Annotated in this window: 15 protein-coding genes; 8 read left to right on the top strand and 7 right to left on the bottom strand. The window is 55.7% G+C overall.

Annotated features, from left to right (window positions below; genetic code table 11):
- Nucleotides 1-50: 50 nt before the first annotated feature.
- The 5 genes from BN8_RS12385 to BN8_RS12365 all read left to right on the top strand — a co-directional run bounded on the left by BN8_RS12385 (nt 51) and on the right by BN8_RS12365 (nt 9,968).
- Nucleotides 51-3,347, top strand: coding sequence for a SusC/RagA family TonB-linked outer membrane protein (locus BN8_RS12385; RefSeq protein WP_009282215.1), 3,297 nt, complete (start codon nt 51-53; stop codon nt 3,345-3,347).
- Between the two features lie 69 nt (nt 3,348-3,416).
- Complete coding sequence (locus BN8_RS12380; protein WP_009282214.1) at nt 3,417-5,195, top strand: RagB/SusD family nutrient uptake outer membrane protein; 1,779 nt, start codon at nt 3,417-3,419, stop codon at nt 5,193-5,195.
- 96 nt (nt 5,196-5,291) lie between these two features.
- Entirely contained in the window at nt 5,292-6,134 is an 843-nt protein-coding gene (locus BN8_RS12375; RefSeq protein ID WP_009282213.1) for an endonuclease/exonuclease/phosphatase family protein, read from the top strand.
- Between the two features lie 21 nt (nt 6,135-6,155).
- Nucleotides 6,156-6,812 carry an SDR family NAD(P)-dependent oxidoreductase gene (locus tag BN8_RS12370; RefSeq protein WP_009282212.1) on the top strand — a complete coding sequence of 219 codons (657 nt, stop codon included), beginning with the start codon at nt 6,156-6,158 and terminating at the stop codon, nt 6,810-6,812.
- Between the two features lie 111 nt (nt 6,813-6,923).
- On the top strand, nt 6,924-9,968 hold the full coding sequence (locus BN8_RS12365; RefSeq protein ID WP_040005771.1) for a PD-(D/E)XK nuclease family protein: 3,045 nt from the start codon (nt 6,924-6,926) through the stop codon (nt 9,966-9,968).
- A 48-nt stretch (nt 9,969-10,016) separates the two neighbouring features.
- Here BN8_RS12365 and BN8_RS12360 read toward each other — a convergent pair whose 3' ends face one another.
- A complete protein-coding gene (locus BN8_RS12360) occupies nt 10,017-10,673 on the bottom strand; it encodes a GDSL-type esterase/lipase family protein (RefSeq protein WP_009282210.1) in 657 nt (218 codons plus the stop codon).
- A gap of 253 nt (nt 10,674-10,926) precedes the next feature.
- On the opposite strand from BN8_RS12360, the gene BN8_RS12355 reads away from it, so the two are divergent.
- Nucleotides 10,927-11,211 (top strand): hypothetical protein, encoded by a 285-nt coding sequence (locus tag BN8_RS12355; protein ID WP_009282209.1) that lies wholly within the window; start codon nt 10,927-10,929, stop codon nt 11,209-11,211.
- A gap of 3 nt (nt 11,212-11,214) precedes the next feature.
- On the opposite strand, the gene BN8_RS12350 is transcribed toward BN8_RS12355, so the two are convergent.
- Nucleotides 11,215-11,877: a DNA-3-methyladenine glycosylase gene (locus tag BN8_RS12350; RefSeq protein ID WP_009282208.1), complete on the bottom strand. Its 663-nt coding sequence runs from the start codon at nt 11,875-11,877 to the stop codon at nt 11,215-11,217.
- Between the two features lie 200 nt (nt 11,878-12,077).
- On the opposite strand from BN8_RS12350, the gene BN8_RS12345 reads away from it, so the two are divergent.
- Entirely contained in the window at nt 12,078-12,452 is a 375-nt protein-coding gene (locus BN8_RS12345; RefSeq protein ID WP_009282207.1) for a hypothetical protein, read from the top strand.
- 8 nt (nt 12,453-12,460) lie between these two features.
- Here BN8_RS12345 and BN8_RS12340 read toward each other — a convergent pair whose 3' ends face one another.
- Together BN8_RS12340 and pdxA are read right to left on the bottom strand one after the other, a co-directional pair.
- On the bottom strand, nt 12,461-13,348 hold the full coding sequence (locus BN8_RS12340) for a YicC/YloC family endoribonuclease (protein WP_009282206.1): 888 nt from the start codon (nt 13,346-13,348) through the stop codon (nt 12,461-12,463).
- A 98-nt stretch (nt 13,349-13,446) separates the two neighbouring features.
- A complete protein-coding gene (gene pdxA, locus BN8_RS12335; protein ID WP_009282205.1) occupies nt 13,447-14,718 on the bottom strand; it encodes a 4-hydroxythreonine-4-phosphate dehydrogenase PdxA in 1,272 nt (423 codons plus the stop codon).
- 123 nt (nt 14,719-14,841) lie between these two features.
- Between pdxA and BN8_RS12330 the strand changes: the two genes are divergently transcribed.
- On the top strand, nt 14,842-15,795 hold the full coding sequence (locus BN8_RS12330; RefSeq protein WP_009282204.1) for an NAD(P)-dependent oxidoreductase: 954 nt from the start codon (nt 14,842-14,844) through the stop codon (nt 15,793-15,795).
- Here BN8_RS12330 and BN8_RS12325 read toward each other — a convergent pair whose 3' ends face one another.
- Genes BN8_RS12325 through BN8_RS12315 form a run of 3 tightly spaced genes read right to left on the bottom strand, consistent with a single transcriptional unit; the run spans nt 15,796 to nt 21,393 of the window.
- Complete coding sequence (locus BN8_RS12325) at nt 15,796-16,266, bottom strand: nitrate reductase associated protein (RefSeq protein ID WP_040005768.1); 471 nt, start codon at nt 16,264-16,266, stop codon at nt 15,796-15,798.
- Between the two features lie 10 nt (nt 16,267-16,276).
- On the bottom strand, nt 16,277-17,755 hold the full coding sequence (locus tag BN8_RS12320) for a rubredoxin (protein ID WP_009282203.1): 1,479 nt from the start codon (nt 17,753-17,755) through the stop codon (nt 16,277-16,279).
- A 44-nt stretch (nt 17,756-17,799) separates the two neighbouring features.
- Nucleotides 17,800-21,393 carry a nitrate reductase gene (locus tag BN8_RS12315; RefSeq protein ID WP_009282202.1) on the bottom strand — a complete coding sequence of 1,198 codons (3,594 nt, stop codon included), beginning with the start codon at nt 21,391-21,393 and terminating at the stop codon, nt 17,800-17,802.
- Between the last annotated feature and the right edge of the window lie 60 nt (nt 21,394-21,453).

Genomic DNA, 21,453 nt, shown 5'->3' with positions numbered 1-21,453 from the left:
GACACTAGCATCGTATTGCCCAGATTTTACTTAAATACACCTGATTAGTTATGAAAAAAACAGTACGTACAAAGCTACCCGACTGGCGACTGGCTTTGCGACTGAGTTTGTTACCCGGCGCCATACTCTTCCCGTTGACCGATGGAGCGAGTGCCAATGGCCTGTCGCCGGCATCGACCCTTCGTACAAACGTGCCCAAAGACATCACCGTCCGCGGAACGGTACTGGCCTCCGATAACAAGGAGCCGCTGCCGGGCGTGAGTATCGTCGTCAAGGGTGCTCAGCGGGGTGCCAACACCAACGCCAGAGGTCAGTTTGAACTGACAGTGCCGAACGAAGAAACCATACTGGTATTCAGCTTCGTGGGCTATCTGCCGCAGGAAGTTAAAGTAGGTAACCGGACGCAGTTCGACGTAGTGCTCCAGGCCTATAACAAATCGCTGGAGGAGGTAATCGTAGTGGGTTACGGTACGCAGAAGAAAGAAAACCTGACCGGTGCTGTCGATCAGGTAAGCAGCGAAGTGTTGCAGAACCGCTCACTGCCTAACCTGACGCAGGGCCTGCAGGGCGTAATCCCGAACCTTAACATCGTGCCGGGCGATGGTAAGCCCATTCAGTCACCGGCCTATAACATCCGGGGTACTACGTCAATCGGACAGGGTGGCAATGCGCTGGTGCTGATCGACAACGTAGAGGGTGATCCCAGCCGGTTGAACCCCAACGACATCGCCAGCATCACGGTCCTGAAAGACGCGGCTTCGGCGGCCATCTACGGTGCCCGGGCGGCTTTTGGGGTGGTGCTGATCACCACCAAGAACCCGATCAAGGACAAAACCAGCCTGACGTATTCGCTGAATCACTCGATCAAAAGTCCGACGGAGGTGCCTGATTTTGTATCCGATGGCTACCTGTTCGCCAAGATGTTCAACGAGGGCTGGACGGCCTGGAACGACTACTCGCAGACGCCCCAGAACGTGAACAAAACGGTGAAGTTTTCGCCGGCCTACCTGGCGGAGTTCGAGCGTCGGTCTAAAGACCCGAGCCTGCCGAAAACCGAAGTAAACTCGGCCGGCGAGTACGTCTATTATGAAAACATGGACTGGTACAGGGAGCTGTACAAAAAAAGCCTGACTGCCACCGAACACAACCTGTCGTTCTCGGGAAGCAGCGGCAAGTCCGACTTCTACGTGACCGGTCGTTACTTCGGTCAGGAAGGTTTATTCAAATACAACTCAGACGACTACCGGCTGCTGAACCTGCGGGCTAAGGGCTCGATTCAGGTGTTTCCGTGGCTGAAAATCACCAACAACGCCGACTTCTCTTCGATGAAGTACCATAACCCGCTGAACGTGGGTGAGGGGGGCAGCATCTGGCGGAATATTGCCGACGAAGGCCATACGATGGCCCCGATGTTCAACCCCGATGGTACGCTGACCTACTCGGCCGCCTACACCGTGGGCGATTTCTGGTACGGCAAAAACGGCATCGATATGGACAAGCGGGTGTTTCGAAACACGACCAGCCTGGCTACGCAGTTCTTCAACGACAAGCTCCGGATCAAGAGTGACTTTACGTTCCAGTCGACGGACGACAACGAGGTCAGAACCCGCGTGCCGGTACCGTATAGCCGCAAACCGGGGGTGATTGAGTACGTTGGAGCGAACACAAATGATATCCAGAATATTTACCGCGAGACACAGTACATCGCCACCAACCTCTACGGTGAGTATGAGCCGCGGTTCAGCCAGAACCATTACGTTAAGGTGCTGGCCGGTCTGAACTACGAACAGTCGAATTTCGACCGGCTGCAGGTGCAGCGCAACGGGCTGATCTATGAAAATGCCCAGAACATAAACCTGGCGTTGGGTCAGTCAATTGCGACCGGGGGTGGTAAGGATACATGGGCCATTCTAGGTACGTTCTACCGGCTGAACTACGCCTTCAAGGATCGTTACCTGCTGGAATTCAACGGCCGTTACGATGGCTCGTCGAAATTCCCGGCCAATCAGCGGTTCGCGTTCTTCCCGTCGGTATCGGCCGGCTGGCGCGTATCGGGTGAACCCTTCTGGAAAATCTCCGACCGGCTGATCACCGACCTGAAGTTCCGGGCGTCGTATGGTTCGCTGGGGAACGGTAGCATCGCGTCGTACGTCTTCCAGGAGCAGTTCAACATCTCGCAGTCGGGTCGGATTCTGAACGGCGTTCGGCCGCAGCAGACGGGCCAGCCGAACGTACTGCCCGACGGGCTGACCTGGGAAACGTCAACAACCCGAAACATTGGTTTTGACCTGGCCATGCTGGCCAACCGGCTGACCATTTCGGGCGATGCCTACGTGCGCCAGACGACGGACATGTTCACCGTTGGTATGACCTTGCCCGCCGTGTTTGGTACCGATGTGCCGAAAGGAAACTACGCCGACCTGCGGACGACCGGCTGGGAGGCAACCGTGGCCTGGCAGGATCGGTTCAACGTAGCGACCAAGCCGTTCAACTACAACGTCCGGCTGACGCTGAGTGACTACACGGCCGAGATCACAAAATACAACAACCCCAACCAGCGCCTGTCGGATTACTACGCCGGGCAGAAAGTAGGGGAGATCTGGGGCTACGTAACGGACGGCTTCTTCACGTCGGCGGAGGAAATCAAAAACTCGCCGAAGCAGACGCTGATCAAGGCGTCGACCAGTGGTCAATTGTTGCCGGGCGACATCAAGTTCCGCGACGTGAACGGCGATGGCGTGATCAACAACGGCGACAATACGGTGAGCAACCCCGGCGACCGGATCATCATCGGTAATTCGACACCGCGCTATACGTACAGCGCCATCCTGGGAGCCGACTGGAACAACTTCTTCTTCTCGACCATCTTCCAGGGTGTCGGGAAGCAGGATTGGTGGCCGGGTCAGGAAGCGGCAAACTTCTGGGGGCAGTATAACCGGCCGTATAACAAAATTCCGACGTGGCATCTGGGTAACATCTGGTCGGAGGAGAACCCGAACGCGTATCTGCCCCGCTACCGTGGGTACACCGCCCAGAACGGTTCCGGCGAGCTGGCTCAGGCACAAACCCGCTACCTGCAGAATGCCGCTTATATCCGGTTGAAGAACATCCAGCTTGGCTATAACCTGCCGTCATTGTGGGTTCGCCGGGTGGGTATGAGCACCGCCCGCGTGTTTGTGTCGGGCGAAAACATCTGGACGTGGTCTCCGCTGTATCGCCGTACCCGCGACATTGACATCGAGAATATCGGCAAATCGGATCAGGTCGTAACCGATGGAAACAGTGGTAATGGCTACAACTACCCGATTTTGAAAAGCTTTACGATGGGCCTGTCGGCTACATTTTAACCAGTCAGTTGAGGGGGAGCTGGTGCTGCCGGCTTCCCCACCAATAGCGTATTAAAACAGAAGTAACTCATGAATGCATATAAAGAATGGCTTTTCCTGCTGGGCGCATTGACGCTGGCGGGATGTAACGAACTGGATCAGGTTCCGCAAGCCACCGCTACAAAAACCGCTGTGTTCGGCAGCGAAAAAGGACTGGAGTTGTACGCCAACTCCTTCTACACCATCATTCCCGACGGCAACAGCATCATCCGGTCGGATGAAATGGTCGACTATGCGGCCCGGACGCAGGTGCCTGACTTCCTGCGCGACGGAGCCTATGGCCCCCGGCAAAGCTCCGGTTGGGACTGGCGTCCGCTGCGGAACATCAACTATTTCCTGGAGAACAATACCGATCCGGCCGTTCCGGTGGAGGTTCGGCGGCACTACGGCGCTCTGGCTCGTTTCTTCCGGGCGTGGTTTTATTTTGACAAGGTGAAGCGGTTTGGCGACGTACCCTGGATCAACCGCACGCTGCCCGTTGATGACGAAGCGCTGTACAGTGGCCGTGATCCCCGCGCGGTGGTTATGGACTCCGTGCTGGCCGACCTGAACTACGCCTGCCAGAACATCCGCACCACCAGCGATAACTCGCGGACCCTGATCACGAAGGCGGTCGCCAATGGGTTCAAATCTCGGGTGTGCCTCTTCGAAGGGACATTCCGGAAATACAACACCAGCTATCAGTTAGGTGGCACGGCCAATCAGTGGTTAACCGAAGCCGTCAGCGCAGCCGAGACGGTTATGAAAACCGGCGGCTTCAACCTGAACGAAGCGGGTGGCCCAACGGCCTCGTACCGGCAGTTATTTACCAGTAAAACGCCGGTCAGTACAGAAGTTATGCTGTCGGCGGTGGCGGACCCGGCCCTGGGTGTGTACAACGATGCAAACTGGTGGTGGACCAGTGCTACGTATGGTGCCCGGGTTAGTCTTATCCGCACGTTCGTCAATACGTATCTGACCGTCGACGGTACGCCGTTTACGGCAACGGCGGGCTACCAGACCAAGACCTTTGCGGAGGAAGTGAAGAATCGCGACCGGCGGCTTCAGCAGACCATCCGGATGGGAAACTACCAGCGTGTCAACGGTGGTGCGCTGGAACCGGCTCCTCCCGTGTTCTCCTACACCTACACCGGCTACCAGCCGATCAAGTGGACGCTGGACGATACGTACTTCGACGGTGGTACGCGTAATGATAACTCCATCGCCGTCATGCGCTACGCCGAAGTTTTGCTGAACTACGCCGAAGCGAAGGCCGAACTTCGCACCCTGACCGACGAGGACTGGTCGAAAACCGTGGGTGCGCTCCGGAAGCGGGCAGGCATCACTGGTGGGCTGACGGCCAAACCAACGACGGTCGATCCGTACCTGCAGGCTACCTACTTCCCCGGTATTGCTGATCCGGCGCTGCTGGAAATACGTCGGGAACGGGGGATTGAACTGGTGCTGGAAGGCTTCCGATTCTACGACCTGGTACGCTGGCACCGGGGCGAATTGATGACGCAGACCTGGAACGGTTTCTACGTACCATCGATCGATAAACCCATGGATTTGAACGAAGACGGTAAAAACGACGTGTACTTCTACAATGACAAGCCCGTAACGCCGTCGCTGCCGGGGGTAACCTACATCAACGTAGCGCCAACGGTCAACGGTGTAGCAAACCCGCAGCGGTTGTCGAACGATACGTCCGGCGAACTGACCTGGCTTACCAACATTCCGCGCGTCTGGACGGAGAAGAACTACCTGTACCCGATTCCGGAGGCCGACCGGCAGGTCAACCCCAAGCTTGGTCAGAACCCCGGCTGGTAAATTCTGCGCACAGTCATCTTTAGTCAACGTAACCCACGGCCGGGCTTTGCAACCGCCGTGGGTTATTCGCTTACCATTTTGATCAAATAATCCCTTATGAAACTCTCGGTTCTTTCATTGCTGCTTATTGTATTCATGACCCTGGACGCTTTTGCGCAGAAAACGACACCCATCCGCGTAGCCTCGTACAACATCCGGTTCAACAACCCGAAAGACGGCATCAATGCCTGGCCCAATCGGAAAGAAATGGTCAAAAGCCTGGTTCGTTACCACGGGTTCGACCTGTTTGGTGTGCAGGAAGCGCTGCGGGGTCAGTTGAACGACCTGGCCGAAATGAACGAGTTTGCGTTCCTGGGCAAAGGCCGCGACGACGGCAAGGAAGCCGGTGAGCACTCAGCGATTTTCTACAAAAAAGACCGGTTCAACGTACTCGATTCCGGCGATTTCTGGCTGAGCGAAACGCCCGATAAACCCGGTAAAGGCTGGGACGCCACCTGCTGCAATCGCATCTGCTCCTGGGCGAAATTCAGGGACCGGACCACCAAGAAGGATTTTTACTTTTTCAGCGTACACTTCGATCACCAGGGCGTCGAAGCCCGGCGGCAATCGGGTAAGCTGATGGTGCAGAAAATCAAGGAGATTGCCAAAAACGAACCAGTCATTTGCGTGGGTGACCTGAACTCGACGCCCGATACCGAGCAGGTACAGACCATCCAGACGCTGCTCAATGACTCGTACCGCGTGACGGCCATGCCGCCCTACGGCCCCGTCGGAACGTTCAACGGGTTTAAATTCGAAGCCCCGATGAAGGACCGGATCGATTATATTTTTGTTAGCAAAAACATCGACGTGCTGAAATACGCCGTGCTCACCGATGCAAACGAGCAGCGGTATCCGTCGGATCATCAGCCCGTGGTCGCTACTGTTGTACTTAAGTGATTCCTTCGTAGCTTTCCGGCTATGAATAACCACCTTCTACTCATCGGAGCCGGGCCGGGGTTGAGCCTGGCCATCGCCTACGTGTTCGGGCAGCAGGGCTACCAGGTTTCGCTGGTGGCCCGCCAGGCCGCTACGCTGGATCAACTGGTTCAGGAACTCAGCGAGGCCGGTATTTCAGCCAGCGGCTACCCTACGGATGTAAGCCGGTTTGATCAGTTCCGGCAGACGCTGGAGGATATCGAACGGGAGCAGGGGCCGGCCTCGGTGATGGTGTACAACCCTTCTATTTACCGGCAGGCCAGCGCCCTCGAGGTTGACCCGGAGGTGTTCATGACCGATCAGCGGACCAACTTCGGCGGGCTGCTCGTGGCGGCTCAGGTCGTGGCTCCGCAGATGATCGCTGAAGAGGGGGGGACGATACTCATTACGGGTGGGGGAACCGCCCTGAACCCGGATGCCGATCTGGTCTCACTGTCGGTTGGCAAAGCCGGGATTCGGACGGTGGCCAGGTGTCTGCACGACACGCTGGAGCCGCAGGGCATCCACGTGGCCACGGTCACCATCAACGGGTCGATCGTGGAAGGTACGCACGTATCGCCCTCGCTGATTGCGCCCTGGTACTGGGAACTCCACCAGGAAGCGGCCGGCGAATGGACGTTCGAGCGGGTGTATGAATGAGGCCGGACGTAATAACTTGTGACTCAGTATACCACTGATTTCTTCTGTTTTCGGGTGCCTGATTTCGTATCGAAGGTCGTATCTTTATAGCGCGACATTCGATACGAACCAGTGACATTTCTTCAACAGACGGCTCATCAGCTATTTGAGAAACACGGCCCGAGTATGGACGACGTGTGGGTAATCCTGCCGACGCGCCGGGCCGTTTCTGTTTTTCTGGAGTACCTGGCCAACGAATCGGAGACACCGTTTCTGGCCCCTCACACGCTCGCCGTCGACGATTTTATCACCCGGGCCGCCGGGGTGCAACTGATCGATTCGGTTAGCCTGATCTTTGAACTGTACGACGTATTCCGGGTCATCGACCCGCAGGTTGAGTTTGAACAGTTTATCGGCTGGGCGTCGGTGTTGCTGGCTGATTTTGAACGTATTGACCAGTACCTGATCAACACCAGTCACCTGTTCGAGTACCTGACGGCGGCCAAAGCCATTGAGCGCTGGAATCTTGAGCTGCCTTCGGGGGCTAAACCCCTTACCCAGACGCCCGGTACCAGCCGTTACTTCCGGCTGTTCGAAAACCTCCAAACTGCTTACCATGCTCTGCATACCCGCCTGAACGATCAGGGGCTGGCGTATCGGGGCATGGCGTACCGGCTGCTGGCCGAGAACGTAGAAACCCTGATTCGCGACAATACCGCTTATGAAAAAGTATATTTTGTCGGTTTCAATGCCCTGAGCCGCGCCGAAGAGCACATGATCAGAGTGCTGGTGGATGCCCAGAAAGCCGAACTGTTCTGGGATGTCGATACGTACTACATGGACAATACGGCCCAGGAGGCCGGCGACTTTCTGCGTAAGTACCGCGACAATGGCTGGTTTTTTACCAAAGCCGACCGCGAACGACAGGAAAATAACCTGGCCGGTACTCCGAAAAACATCCGGGTTGTGGGCGTTGCCAACGCCAGCATGCAGGCGAAGGTAGCCGGAAAGATTTATAAGGAGTGGGAGGCTGCGCGGGGCGCGGGGCGTGGAGCATGGGGGGCTGACGAATCGCCCTCTGCCCCAGGCTCCACGCCCCAGGCCCTTAAAACCGCCATCGTGCTGGCCGACGAATCGCTGTTGGTGCCGGTGCTGTACGCCCTGGATGAGAGCGTAACGGATCTGAACGTAACGATGGGGCTGTCGCTGCGGAGTTCGCTGCTGTTTACGTTGATCGATACGTTGTTCGAGATGCAGCGGACCGTGCACGAGTTTCGCGACCGCGACGGTCAGGAACGGCGAATTCCAAAATTTCACCACCGGCACGTTGTCAAAGTCCTGAATCACCCGTTTATCAAACAATACGAACGGATTCGGGAACTGATGACGCCGGAGGAAACTGCGTCTAACGGCGAGACGCGGCCGCCTGAGCCTCTGTTTCAGTGGATATCCAAGACGATTGTGAAGGAACAGCGGGTGTACCTGACCGAGAAGGAAATCCGTGCTCTGGGCAACGACGATCCGCTGATTCGGGTGCTGTTTTCGCGCTGGCCGAACGAGGAGCCGCTACGAGCCATTCAGGCGCTGTATGACCTGATCGAACTCCTTCGCGACGTGTACCGAACCAGCCAGGATGCCATCGAAATCGAGTACCTATACCTGTTTTTCTCCCTGCTGAAGCAACTGGAAACCACGCTCGATACGGTTCAGCAAACAAACCGGAATGGAGGAGAGGGGAGTCCGCCGGTGACGGTACGTAGTTTTCGGCAGTTTCTCTACGAGCTTATTCGCCAGACCAGCATTCCCTTCACGAGCGAGGGGAATAGCCGGCTTCAGGTTATGGGTATGCTCGAAACCCGGGCGCTCGATTTTGAACGGGTCATCATCCTATCGGTCAACGAGGGGATTCTGCCGCAGTCGCGCCGACTGAACTCGCTCATTCCGTTTGACATCAGTCTGGAGATGGGCCTGCCTACCTACCGCGAACAGGAGGCTGTGATGGCCTACCATTTTTACCGCCTGCTGCAACGAGCCGAAGAAGTTGTGCTGCTGCACACCACCTCGCCCGATGCGTACGGCAACAGCAAGGGTGAACCAAGCCGCTTTATTCGCCAGATTGAATATGAACTGGTGCCGAAAGCCAGGGGGCTGATCCGCCTGAGCCGCCCGACCGTTCGGTTCGGCCCGGCCGGTTCGGAACAGATCGCCGACGTATCCGAATTGCATGTACCCAAAACGGATGGCATTCTAACCGACCTGCGAAAGCTGCTGACTGATCCCAAACGGGGCATTTACCCCTCGTACGTCAACCAGTTTGTGAGTTGCTCGATGCGGTTCTATTTCAGCCGGATTGTCGGGATCAGCGAAGAGGACGACATCGAAGAGAAGATGGGAGCTATCGACTTCGGTAACTGGCTACACAAGGTGCTGGAACGCCTGGATAAGGAATACCGGCTGAAGGGCAAACCCGTCAGCGAACCGCTGATTATACAACTGCTGGACGAAGAGTTTTCCAGTACGATGAAAGGGCGCGTGGTGGAGTCGGGTATGAACCTGCTGCTCTACGACCTGGCCAAGCGCCTGATGCTCGATTTTCAACGACAGCAGAGCAGTCTGGTCGGGCTGGAGGTGATCGGCAGTGAGCAGACGCTCGATACGTTCCTGGCGGTACCGATCGATACGGGTGAAACCCTTAGCGTCCGCATTGCCGGTAAGATCGACCGGATTGAGCGCTTCGGGGATCAGATCCGGATCATCGACTACAAAACCGGTAAGGTGGATCTGCCTTCCCGCACGCCGGAGAATCTGGCCGAAAAGCTCCTCAACGACGGCCAGTCCGACAAGATGCGGCAGGTGTGGCTATACAAATACCTGGCTTTAAAGAACATTAGTCTCTACGGCGGTCTGCCCCGCGACAACAACCGGCAGGTAATCTACCCCGCCGTCGGAATGCCGGTCGAAGCCGGATTTTACTCATTCCGGGACTTGAAAGGAGGTTTCCGGAGCAACCCCGTAACGTTCGGTCGCGACGAAACGGCCGCCGAGTACATCGCCGAGTCGGAAAACCTGCTCCGCACGATGGTGCAGAAGATGATCAGTCAGGCCGTATCGTTCCAGAAGACCGATAACCTCGAGACCTGTAAGTACTGCGATTACAAAAAGATCTGCGGTCGCTGATAATTCTGCTGCGACTTGGGTGCAGGAACGTATTGGTTTCGCCGGGGTTTATTGAACCCCAATCACCCGCTGAACTTCCTTTGCGATCACGGCGGCTCCCTCGCGGTTGGGATGAATACCATCAATGAACAGCGAATCGCGGTTGGCCATCAGCTTATACAGATCAATAATTGGGGTGTTATTTTCTTTCGCAACTTCATACACCAGCGGAATAACCTCGTTGTGTACTACGTCAGCGCGTAGTTCGAACGATTCCTGAAACATGGGCGGGGGAATGCAGACGTACACCTTTGGAGCACTTCGTAACTGCCGAAACGTCTGAATGAGCGCTGCGTAGTCGGTTTTAAACTCGTTTTTATACTGCCAGTTGACCGCCTTGGAGTCGTTCGTACCCAGTTCAATCACCACAATAGTTGGCTTCCAATCGATAGCAAATCCGTATTTCTCGGCCTGCCAGACGGGTTTATCGCCTTTTTTGACTACGGTGCTACCGCCCACGCCGTAATTCAGCACCTTGTGCGGTGGCGAAACCAGGTTCTGTAGCTGGGCTGGAAACGTCTGATCATCGGGTAGGGTGTAGCCCTGCGTAATGCTATTGCCGATGCAGGCGATTTTATGAACGGAGGGTTCCTGAGTGCCTGGTTCACATCCCTGAAAGCACAGGCACAAAAGAACCGACAGGCAGGCGAGAAAGCTTGTTTTCATAAGCGTTGACAATCAACTTAAAGTCAAATTATAACTCGGCTGGTTCGATAGCCGACGGTAGGGTCTCGAAAGATAAGGCCGTCACCACGAAAGTCAAACCGTAACCGTAATCCATGAGCATATTTACTGATGCAAAGGCCCGAAAATTGCGCATTTAATAAAATTCTTAACCACCATGCAACTGATACAAAGATTTACGTATCGTTTTTAGTAAGACACCCGTTTTTACGTTAAACACAAAGCTGTAGAATCCGTGCATCCACGTCAAATTCAGACACTTACTATGGAAGAACAGGTGTTTATAGTACACCTGGCTGGCTTGTTTATCAGTACGCTGGACCTCCCCAGTAAGAAGGTAAACCTGTGCTACTGGCAAGATCACTTCGTGGAAATCAGTTGCCGGTTTCGTAATGGTCAGTGGACCCCCTACCGCGTTGAGTATTTTCCGAATACGCCAGAGTACATCACGCTGCTGAAACGTAATCTGGACACCAGTCGGTTCAGGAAAATGCTGGTGGCTCTGAAACGTTTCTGCTGAGCCTTACCACTTGCTCACAAACCGATTGTCGCGTACGTAGAAGCGGTAAGGCAGATCAACACCCTGCGTGATACCGATCCGGGTAGTGGTCACGACGGCGGAGTCAGGCAGCGTTTCGGCCCCCCGCACGAAAACAGGGCCGGTCGTGAGCGACACAAAATTGTGTTCCTGACGGCTGATGCCCATGGCGATCACCAGTTTACCCGGCCCATTGCAGAGGTTTCTGAAGCCCGTAGGCGTTGTGGGGTCAATGGTGTTGTTCCGGTACCGGGCAAAACCTGTCCTGAAGGCTTCGTTCCGGCGCATTCCCATCAGGTCAATGCCTTCAGTGGGTTCGAGCGCCCGGATCAGAACGGCCTCGCCAACGCCTTCGGGACCGGTCACGATGTTAACGCAATTGTAGTGATTATAAATCTGATACACGTAGAGCGTTCCGGCCGGGCCAAACATGGCCGCATTGCGTGGGGTTGGGCGCCGGTACGCGTGGCAGGCCGGATCGCCGGTCAGATACCCCTCCGTTTCGACGATGATGCCCGCCGTGGTTCCCTCCGGAGATTCGTGGATAAGTTCGCAGCCGAGCAGCCGCCGGGCCAGCGTCAGGGTGTCGTGCTGTTCGTAAAAAGCCGTTGATAAGCGGGATGAATTCGTCTGAAGCGGATTGAGCATGTAAGACGTATGAGAAACGTAAACACCTGGGAGTTTTGATTACTAACCTATGTACGTTGGCCCTCCCGATCGGGAGGGCTTTTTTGTGACGAAAATAAATACTGAATGAACCGGTACCAGCCAGATCGGATGCTCGTCTTCCAATAAACAAACGGATAGGGGCGGGGTTATAAACGAAAGCGAGAAACAATAGATGCGTTATGAAACGACTTGCCTATCAATTGCTTCTACTGAGCCCGTTGTGGGTGGCCTGCCGACCTGAGGCCACTTTACCTACCTCATTTACGAACCAGCAGGCGGTTATCGAACTGGTGGTTTGCTCCAGGGGCTGCGAACAATACGTACTGCGGACAGAAACCGGTAGCGAAGCCATACGGATGTACGTAGCGAATATGCCCGATTCCCTGAAAGTACGTGCCATTCCGGCCGCTTATGCGGATAATCGTTTACCGGTTATTTTCAGTGGCACGCGGACGAATGAGTTAAGGCAGGTAAACACCGCCGGGCCGGCCGATGTGCCAGAACCAGCATACAAGGCGTATATACTGCAACTCACGGCGGTACGTCGACGGTAGAGAAGAGCTTAAATCACGTTCATCGTCTGCTCCTTGATCTTCTCCAGTTCGTCCTTCATCTGCACTACAAACCGCTGGATGGTCGCGTCGTTGGCTTTGGAACCGATGGTGTTGATTTCGCGGCCGATTTCCTGCGAGATGAAGTTCAGTTTTTTGCCGTTGGCTTCTTCCGTCGCGAGTACCTCCAGGAAATACGTCAGGTGGTTGCGGAGTCGTACTTTTTCCTCTGAGATGTCGAATTTTTCGATGTAATACACCAATTCCTGCTCAAAGCGGTTCTGGTCGAAGTTTTCGTTGCCGAGCAGTTCCAGTACGGCGTTGCGCATCCGTTCGCGAACGGCCGGAATCCGCCGTACGTCCTGCTCTTCAACGTCGGCGAGCCGGTCGCTGATGGTCCGGATGTATTCCTGAAATTTACCTTCCAGCACCGCACCATCCTGCTGCCGGAAGTCGTTGCACCGGCGAACGGCCTCCTGCACGGCCGCCAGTACCGTAGCCCAGTCGTCGGCGTCGGCTGTTGGGTCAGCCGATTCGGTCAGGTAGGCGTTGGGCTGCTGGAGCGCCAGTTGCAATACATCGCTGTCGGAAACGCTCATGAGCAGACCATTGGCGGTTTCCTTCAGGTCGCTGACGTAGGCCCCAACCAGCGGCCGGTTGATGGTAACGCCCGGCCGGACAGCCTGCGTTCGGGTCAGGTTCAGGGCCAGCTCCACTTTGCCACGTTCCAGGTGCTGGGTCAGCAGACTGCGGAGTTCAATTTCCTTATCCGAAAACTGCCGGGGAATACGGCAATAGATATCTAAAAACTTTGAATTCAGTGTCTTGACTTCCGCCGTTACCGACATACCATTGGCCTCTACGGTCGCGTTGCCGAAGCCAGTCATTGATTTGAGCATTCGTTTGTTGTTTTGTGGTATTCGGGTTACAGTTTTCGGTGAATGGTAATGCGCTCATAAGCCAGTCTCAGCTACCGTAGACTGAAAACCGAATCCTCTTACTTATTTTCCGCCGGTTGTTTAACCACCAGCGCGTTGGCTTCGAGTTCTGCGTATTCCTTCCGCCGACGGGCTACGTCGATGGCTGTGTAAATGGCCTGAAGCATGGACGTTTCGTCGGCCCGATCCTTGCCCGCGATGTCGTAGGCGGTACCGTGATCGGGCGAGGTGCGGACCACGGGCATACCGGCCGTAAAGTTGACGCCCTCTTCGAACGCAATGGACTTGAACGGTATCAGGCCCTGATCGTGGTACATGGCCAGGACGGCATCAAAGCCTTTGTACGCCCGTGTGCCGAAGAAACCATCGGCCGCAAAAGGGCCGAGAATCAACTGACCTTTGTTGCGCAGGTCGTTGAGCAGGGGCGTGATGATCTCCTGCTCTTCGGAGCCCAGCAAACCAGCTTCGCCCGCGTGGGGGTTCAGGCCGAGAACCGCAATGCGGGGTTTCTGAATGCCGAAATCCTGCTTCAGCGACTGCATCATCAGCTCCAGTTTCTGCTGAATCCGGTCGCGGGTTACGTTTTGCCGAACGCGTCCCAGCGGTACGTGGCCCGTAACGACGCCCACCCGCAGCGTTTCGCTGACCATGAACATCAGGTTATCGGCCACGCCAAACTCCTGGGCCAGGTATTCGGTATGTCCCGGAAACTTAAACTCCTCCGACTGAATGTTGTACTTATTGATCGGAGCCGTTACGAGCGCATCCAGTTTACCGGCTTTCATGTCCTCAACGGCCCGTCGCAGGCACGCCAGGGCGGCCTGACCGGCTTCCGGCGTTACGTGTCCCGGCTGAATGTCCTGATTCTGATCGGGCCAGCAGGTAATGACGTTCGTGAGTTTATGACTGATCTGACCGATGTGCGGGGCTCCGTTGAGGTTCCAGTCCTTGAAGTTGAGCAGGTTACGATACCGGTTCAGCACCCGCATCGATCCGTAGATCACCGGTGTGCAGAGTTTCTGCAGGCGGTTGTATTGCAGTGCTTTCAGAATGACTTCCGGGCCGATACCGTTGTAGTCGCCGAGCGTAATGCCAATCACCAGCCGATCAGCCGCCGGTTTTTCGGGTACGTGCCCGGGCCGTTCCTCCTTGTGTCCGGATTGACCGTTTGATTCACCCGGCTCCCGGTCGCGCTGTGCCCCTTTGTCGCGGCCGTTGGACTGACGCTGTCCGTTCGCCCGGTTCTCGGGTTGGCGCGGTCCTTTAGCCTGAGGGGTAGCCGGCTGCTCGTTTGGGGTGTCGTTGCCGTGGTCCGGTTGGCGTTGTTCCATCTACTTTTGTTAGTTTCGCCAATGATTTGAAAAGACGCTGAGAACAGACTATTGAAACTAATTCAGTGATCAATCGTTCGCGACCCGGCGTCTAAAATTGCTGCAAGTTACGAAAACCAACGGATGTCTAAGAATCGCTCCACTATTCTCATCGCCGATGAGATGCACCCATCGCTGTTTGCCATGCTCGACGACGCGGGCTTTACCTATGAGTATCAGCCGACAATCACGCGGGCCGCACTGATCGAAGCTATACCTCCATTCGAGGGGTTAATTATCCGCAGTAAAACTATGGTTGACGATGAACTGCTCAGCCATGCGCCTGAACTTCGGTTTATTGGCCGCGCGGGGGCAGGGTTGGACCTGATCGATCTGGATGCTGTCGAGCGTCGGGGTATTCACGTATTCCATGCGGGTGAAGGAAACCGCGATGCCGTAGCTGAACATACCGTTGGTTTACTGCTGGGCCTACTGGCTAACATCGTCAAGGCCGACCGGGAAGTGCGGCAGGGTATCTGGGATCGCGAAGGGAACCGGGGGTACGAACTGGGTAGCCTCACCGTGGGGATCGTTGGCTACGGCAACAACGGCCGGGCTACTGCCCGTCGGCTGAGTGGATTCGGATGCCGGGTGCTGTGTTACGATAAGTACCTGACCAGCTACGGGGATGCCTTTGCCGACGAAGCCACCCTGGAGCAGATCATGGCCGAAGCGGATGTGATCAGCCTGCACATTCCCCTCACCGACGATACCCGCTACCTGGTTAACGATGCGTTCATTGCGCAGGTAACCCGACCGTTTTACCTGCTCAACATTGCCCGTGGGGAAATTGTCGCCCTGGAAGCCGTTGTACGGGGACTGGAAACGGGTAAGATTCGGGGGGCAGGTCTGGACGTGCTGGAAAATGAGAAACTGGCTAAACTGACTCTCCCTCAGCAGGCTGCTTTCGACTACCTCCGCCAGTCGGACCGGGTGATTCTGACGCCCCACGTAGCGGGCTGGACGCATGAAAGCTACGTACGGATTAACGAAGTACTGGTCAGGCAATTGCGGGAGGTAAACGAATCGGCGAAGTAATCACAAAATGCCAAACTCATCCAGTGCCCGCGGAAAGTTACGCCCCTCATGACCGGAGCGACTGAGCTTGACCAGGGCAAAACGCTGCAACGTATCCAGGTCAAGCCATTGCTGATGCGTCAGGGGAGGGCGGTGCCACTCCAGCGCTTTCTGTTGTACGTCATAAGGTACTTCGTCCAGGTTGTCCCAGACGGCATCAACCGCATTGAGTGTACTTGCCGGATGACCGCACCGCTCCTGTACCAATTGACACAGGTACGTTCGGTAGTCAATAATTTCGGCTGCGGTGTAGCACGGTCGGATCGCCAGTTCGTCTTTTTCGATCAGGCTCAGCTTAACCCATTCGGTTAATTTCAGCTTGATGCCACAAGTGTCCAGCTTATAGCGCACGATCATCGGGATACAGCGCAGCGACTCAACAAAATCGCTTTCAAACGCGAAGAAAACGGTATCTATGGCAACGGGTGTCATGGAATGGAAGCTATAAAATGGCATTGATTGACAGATGAACGTGTTGAAACTCAGATTTCGGTGCATCGCAGGTAGGGCAGGCGTAATCGTTGGGTAAGTCGTTGAACCGAACGCCCGCCGGAATTTCCCGGAGCAAATCACCATATTGATCGTCGTACACCGTAAAACAGCGCGGGCACTGATGTACGCCGGTCACGGCTCCGTTGGTCGGCTCTGGTTGGTCAGTTTCCGACCGGGCCGGTTCAGGGCTTTCCTGCAACCGGCGGGCGCTGAACTTACGGCACAAGCGATCAATTTGAGCCGGTAGGTGAATCTTTAGCAGGCCTTTCTCGAAACGGTGATACGTTCGGCTGTTCGGATTAAAGTTTTCGGTGAAATACAGATCGTACACGCTGAAGAGGGCCAACTGCCCGATCTGTAACAGCGGCCGCTGGCGGATGAGAATAGACCCAAACACCTCTGATTTCGGCCGGGTTTGTACGCCAAAACAGAGGCCAAACGTTCGGGTGTCGTTTTTCTCGAAGAACCGGATGATGTAATTCTTCAGATGCGTACCCTCGTCGGTATGATCTTCGGTTTGCCAGGCCAGTTCGTTGGCGGCATGACGTACGTTAATGTTGTGTTTCCCCAGTACGTATGACCACTTGGCGCGGTCTTTCTCTTCAATGCCTTTGATGATCAGTGACTTCCAGGGCGTCACGCAAATCTCGCCGATGCGGGTTGCCAGGCATAACGCGCAGACATCCAGCAGAAACGCAATGGAGAACTGTTCATCCCGTCGGTACAGTCCCAGCCAGGAGCGGTGCCCGTAGCGGTTAAAGCCTTCGTAGTACGGCAGCGAAAACTCCGGCAATTCTACTTCGCCAACAGCGGGCTGTGTACTGTATGTACGGCCGTGCGTTACGGCGGTGTACAACTCCTCTTCGTCGCCGTTGCCGTCCGGGCTGATGGCCGCATCCAGCATGGCCTCCTCCACAGCTTTCGCCAGCCGGCCAATGTCGTTGGTATAAACCAGGTCGCGCCACCGAAACACGGTGTTGCTTTGCTTTGGGCGCACGTACAGATACCAGAAATGCGGCTCCGGCGACGCAATGAAGTTGAGATTACCGGTGAAGAAAGGCGTGAAGCTCTGATTCGAATCGGATAGGTTAATTTTTAGACGTGGCTGATAATCAAAGTAATCGAGTACCGTGTGGTATTCGCTTTCGCGTAGCCAATCGCCCGTACGAAACACTTCCTCTCCGCAGTACGAACTGATAATATTCGGGTACTGATCCGTATTCAGTTCGTAGCGAATCTGATGCGTTTTCAAGTCCTTTTCCAGAAAGCGCATGTCCTCGTAATGCACCGTCATCAGTAGCTGCTGGCGGGCACCGAACCGCACGCTTCTGACCTTAGCCCCGCGAGCCTGTGTCAGAATGGTTTGCAACGCTCCCGGCGACACTATGCCAGCGGGAAGGTTGATTTTGAGGGTATAGTAATCACGCATGATTAAAGAGCGAAAGAGTGAAAGAGCGAATTGTGATATAGACGTTAAGAGGGGATTGTATCGCTCTTTCGCTCCGCTTCGGCGGTCCGATTCATTATTTCGCTCTTTGATTCCAGTATACTTCGCACTTCGGGGCGGCAGGAGCCGCAGCCGGTCCCGGCCCCGGTTTTCTGGCAGAGTTGCTGGAAATCCGTACAACCTGCCTGAATAGCTCGTTCCAGATTGCCCTGGCCCACATTGTTGCAGGAACAAACCAGTTTACCCTCGGCTGAGTCTGCCGGCTTACTGGACCGCAGCAGTTGCAGGCGTTTTTCCGAAAGCTCGATGCCGTTGGCAATCAGTTCGCGGAACTCCTGAAATTCATTTTTATCGCCGACCAGAATAGCGCCTACGAGTTTATCCTGGTAGACGATGCACTTTTTGTAATAGCGCTTCGACTTATCCATAAAGACAATTTCTTCGTAGCGCGGGTCATGATCGGGCGCTTCGGCCAGACCGATGCTGCACAGGTGCAATCCTTCCATCTTCAGAATGTTCATCGACACACTACCCTGATACGGTTGGGTAACGTCGCCGGCAATGAAGCGGGCGGCTACCTCGGCCTGCTGTTCGGCTGCTAAGCTGATTCCCCACACGTGACCCCGCCACTGGGCTATCTCGCCAGCGGCAAAAATGGCCGGGTCCGACGTTTGCAGGTAATCATTTACCACAACGCCCCGGTTGCATTCGAGGCCGGCGTTGCGGGCCAGATCGATATTCGGGACGGTACCGATGGCGATCACGACGACCTGACAGTCAATCTTCCGGCCCGATTTCAACTGAATGCCTTCAACGCGTTCGTTACCGCTGACTGTCTGAACTTCGTCGTTGAAATGAATCGTTATGCCCCGCTCTACCAGTTCCTGATACAGCAATTCACTCGCCAGCGAATCGAGCTGGCGCTCCATCAAGCGACTGCTTCGTTGAACGACCGTTACGTTTACGGCCATCTGCCGCAGCGAAGCCGCTAACTCCAGCCCCAACAGCCCGCCCCCGACTATGACAGCGGTCGGCGGAACACCCGTGTGCTTTTCGGTTGGTTTTAGGAAGGGTAGCAGCGAGTCGGCATCCAGCCGCGATCGCATGTTGAACAGGCCGGGTAGGCGTGGTACGCCTTTCGGCATGAAGGCACTGCTGCCCATCCCGAGTAAGAGCTTATCGTAGGTATGTTCGAGACCGTTGCTGTCCGTAACAATTTTGTTTCTACGGTCGATGTGGACAATGCTTACGCCCTTGTGAACCGTGATGCCGACTTCCTCAAACTGCTCCTCCCGCAGCCGCACAAGCTGGTCCCAGGACTGGGCTCCACTGATGTAGTCGGGCAGCAGGACGCGGTTGTAGAATGGGTATATCTCTTTCGAAAAGACGTGAATCTGATCCTGCTCATTAAGTGTGCGATATGCATTGATGAACCCTAAACCCGCAGACCCTGTACCAATAATGACGATTTTTTCGGCTGGTTTCTGGTAAGGGGTTACCTGCACCGCCGAAAACTTGAAATCAGGCTCCTTAGAGCGCGGGTCGATAAGCGGATTCGTCAGGTTGTTGGCCCGGCCAAGAGTATTGTTCAGGAATTTGCCCCAATGCATGGGCAGGAAGCAAAGGCCCGGCCGAACGTCCTCCGTAAGCTGGGCTTTTACCCGAACTTCGCCCCGGCGGCCTTTGATCTCAACCAGTTGGCCATGCTGAATACCTCGCTCTTCGGCGTCTTTGGGGTGAATCTGCAAAAATGGTTGGGGAGCGTGCTGATTCAGCCTGGATACGCGACCGGTCTTGGTCATGGTGTGCCACTGGTCGCGGATGCGACCAGTGGTTAATACAAGCGGAAAGTCATCGTCGGTCGGCTCCGAATTGTTGCCGTCAGGTACCGCATGAAGCTGCGCCCGTTGGTTAGTCGTATAAAAGCTGTGGTCCGTAAACAACCGCTTCGTGCCAGCCCCCCCGCTCTCCGCCCCCTGCCCCCAGCCCCCCGCTGGATACGGCCATTGCACACTGCGTTTGGCTTTCAGCAGTTCGTAGCTGACACCGGTTACGTCCACGTTCGTTCCGGCCGTAATCTGCGTGTACTCATGATACACCTCGGCGGCAGTATTGTACGAAAACGCGTCGCCAAAGCCCATCTTCTGGGCAAACCGCCAGATAATTTCGACATCGGGCAGGGCTTCGCCGGGTGCGTTGAGTACTTTGGGCAGGTACGTGATCCGGCGCTCGGCGTTGGTCATTGTGCCTTCTTTTTCGAGCCAGGCCGCAGCCGGTAGCACCACATCCGCAAAGGCCACGGTATCGGCGCGGTTTGATACGTCCTGCACCACTACGTACCGGGCTTTTTTCAAGGCGCTTTCGGCTGCGTTCAGGTCCGGCAGGCTCACCAGCGGATTCGTGTTGATAATCCAGATGGCTTTCAACGGTGCCGCGCCCGGCCGGTCGTCGGCCAGGGCTTCGAACATTTCGGTAGCCGTGAGGCCCGGTTTGTCGGCAATTTTGACTGGGCTGTTCCAGAACGTTTCCACTTCAGCGCGATGGGCAGGATTGGTCACGTCGCGGTGGGCGGGCAATACGTTGGCCAGGCCACCGACTTCGCGGCCACCCATGGCGTTGGGTTGGCCGGTTAGCGAGAAGGGCCCGTTGCCAGGTTTGCCGATACGTCCGGTGATCAGGTGCAGATTAATCAGGGACAAATTCTTGTTCACGCCCACCACCGACTGGTTCATGCCCATCGTCCAGAGCGACAGAAACCCTTTTGAGCGACCAATCCACTCGGCCGTTGTGCGAATGGCATCGGCATCAATTCCACAGAGGTCGGCCGCTTCGGCAATCGTCCGCTGCATCACTTGTTCGCGGTAGGCCGTGAACCCGTCGATATGATCGACAATGAACTCGTCGTCGATGTAGCCCTTTTCAATCAGCAGCCGGCCAATGGCATTGTTGAGGACGATGTCGGTTCCCGGCCGGATGGGCAGGTGCAGATCTGATGACCGTGCCGTATCGGTTCGGCGCGGGTCGACGCAGATGATTTTAACGTGCGGATTGGCGGCTTTGTGCGCTTCAATCCGTCGCCAGATAATGGGGTGGCACCAGGCCGGATTAGCGCCCTGCACGTAAAACACGTCGGCTTCTTCGATGTCGTCATAGCAAACCGGCACCGAATCCTCGCCCAGCGACAGTTTGTACCCAACCACCGCTGAACTCATGCAAAGGCGGGAATTGGTATCAATGTTATTCGACCCGATGAAGCCTTTGATCAGCTTGTTCACCAGGTAATACTCTTCCGTCAGGCATTGCCCCGATACGTAGAATGCTACCGAATCCGGGCCGTACTTCTGAATCAGGGTCCGAAACACGGCCGCCGTTCGTTCCAGGGCCGTATCCCAACTCACCCGTTGCAGGGGCATCGACCGGTTGAGCCGCATCTGCGGATACAGCAACCGATCGGATTGATCCATCACCGTGTAGTGCAGATTCATCCCCTTCGAGCAAAGCATACCCTGGTTCGACGGATGGTCTTTATCACCCTCAACGGTTAGCCGCCCGTTCGGTTCCTGCCTGACAACGATGCCGCAGCCAACGCCACAATAACAACAGGTCGTTTGGTGAGTCATAATTTGAAGGAGAAAAGGAGGAGAGGACGAAAGGAAGGAGGGGGACGAAAGGAAGAGAGA

The organism is Fibrisoma limi BUZ 3 (genome assembly GCF_000296815.2).
Taxonomy (GTDB): domain Bacteria; phylum Bacteroidota; class Bacteroidia; order Cytophagales; family Spirosomataceae; genus Fibrisoma; species Fibrisoma limi.
The sequence above is the reverse complement of the archived record's forward strand: the minus strand, read 5'-3'. Positions and strand labels throughout refer to the sequence as shown.

Bases quoted from the DNA above. Each gene is read 5' to 3' on its own strand.
- BN8_RS12345 (WP_009282207.1), top strand. From the start codon at position 12,078: ATGAAACGACTTGCCTATCAATTGCTTCTACTGAGCCCGTTGTGGGTG.
- BN8_RS12330 (WP_009282204.1), top strand. From the start codon at position 14,842: ATGTCTAAGAATCGCTCCACTATTCTCATCGCCGATGAGATGCACCCA.
- BN8_RS12385 (WP_009282215.1), top strand. From the start codon at position 51: ATGAAAAAAACAGTACGTACAAAGCTACCCGACTGGCGACTGGCTTTG.
- BN8_RS12380 (WP_009282214.1), top strand. From the start codon at position 3,417: ATGAATGCATATAAAGAATGGCTTTTCCTGCTGGGCGCATTGACGCTG.
- BN8_RS12350 (WP_009282208.1), bottom strand. From the start codon at position 11,877: ATGCTCAATCCGCTTCAGACGAATTCATCCCGCTTATCAACGGCTTTT.
- BN8_RS12370 (WP_009282212.1), top strand. From the start codon at position 6,156: ATGAATAACCACCTTCTACTCATCGGAGCCGGGCCGGGGTTGAGCCTG.
- BN8_RS12320 (WP_009282203.1), bottom strand. From the start codon at position 17,755: ATGCGTGATTACTATACCCTCAAAATCAACCTTCCCGCTGGCATAGTG.
- pdxA (WP_009282205.1), bottom strand. From the start codon at position 14,718: ATGGAACAACGCCAACCGGACCACGGCAACGACACCCCAAACGAGCAG.
- BN8_RS12360 (WP_009282210.1), bottom strand. From the start codon at position 10,673: ATGAAAACAAGCTTTCTCGCCTGCCTGTCGGTTCTTTTGTGCCTGTGC.
- BN8_RS12325 (WP_040005768.1), bottom strand. From the start codon at position 16,266: ATGACACCCGTTGCCATAGATACCGTTTTCTTCGCGTTTGAAAGCGAT.
- BN8_RS12315 (WP_009282202.1), bottom strand. From the start codon at position 21,393: ATGACTCACCAAACGACCTGTTGTTATTGTGGCGTTGGCTGCGGCATC.
- BN8_RS12340 (WP_009282206.1), bottom strand. From the start codon at position 13,348: ATGCTCAAATCAATGACTGGCTTCGGCAACGCGACCGTAGAGGCCAAT.
- BN8_RS12375 (WP_009282213.1), top strand. From the start codon at position 5,292: ATGAAACTCTCGGTTCTTTCATTGCTGCTTATTGTATTCATGACCCTG.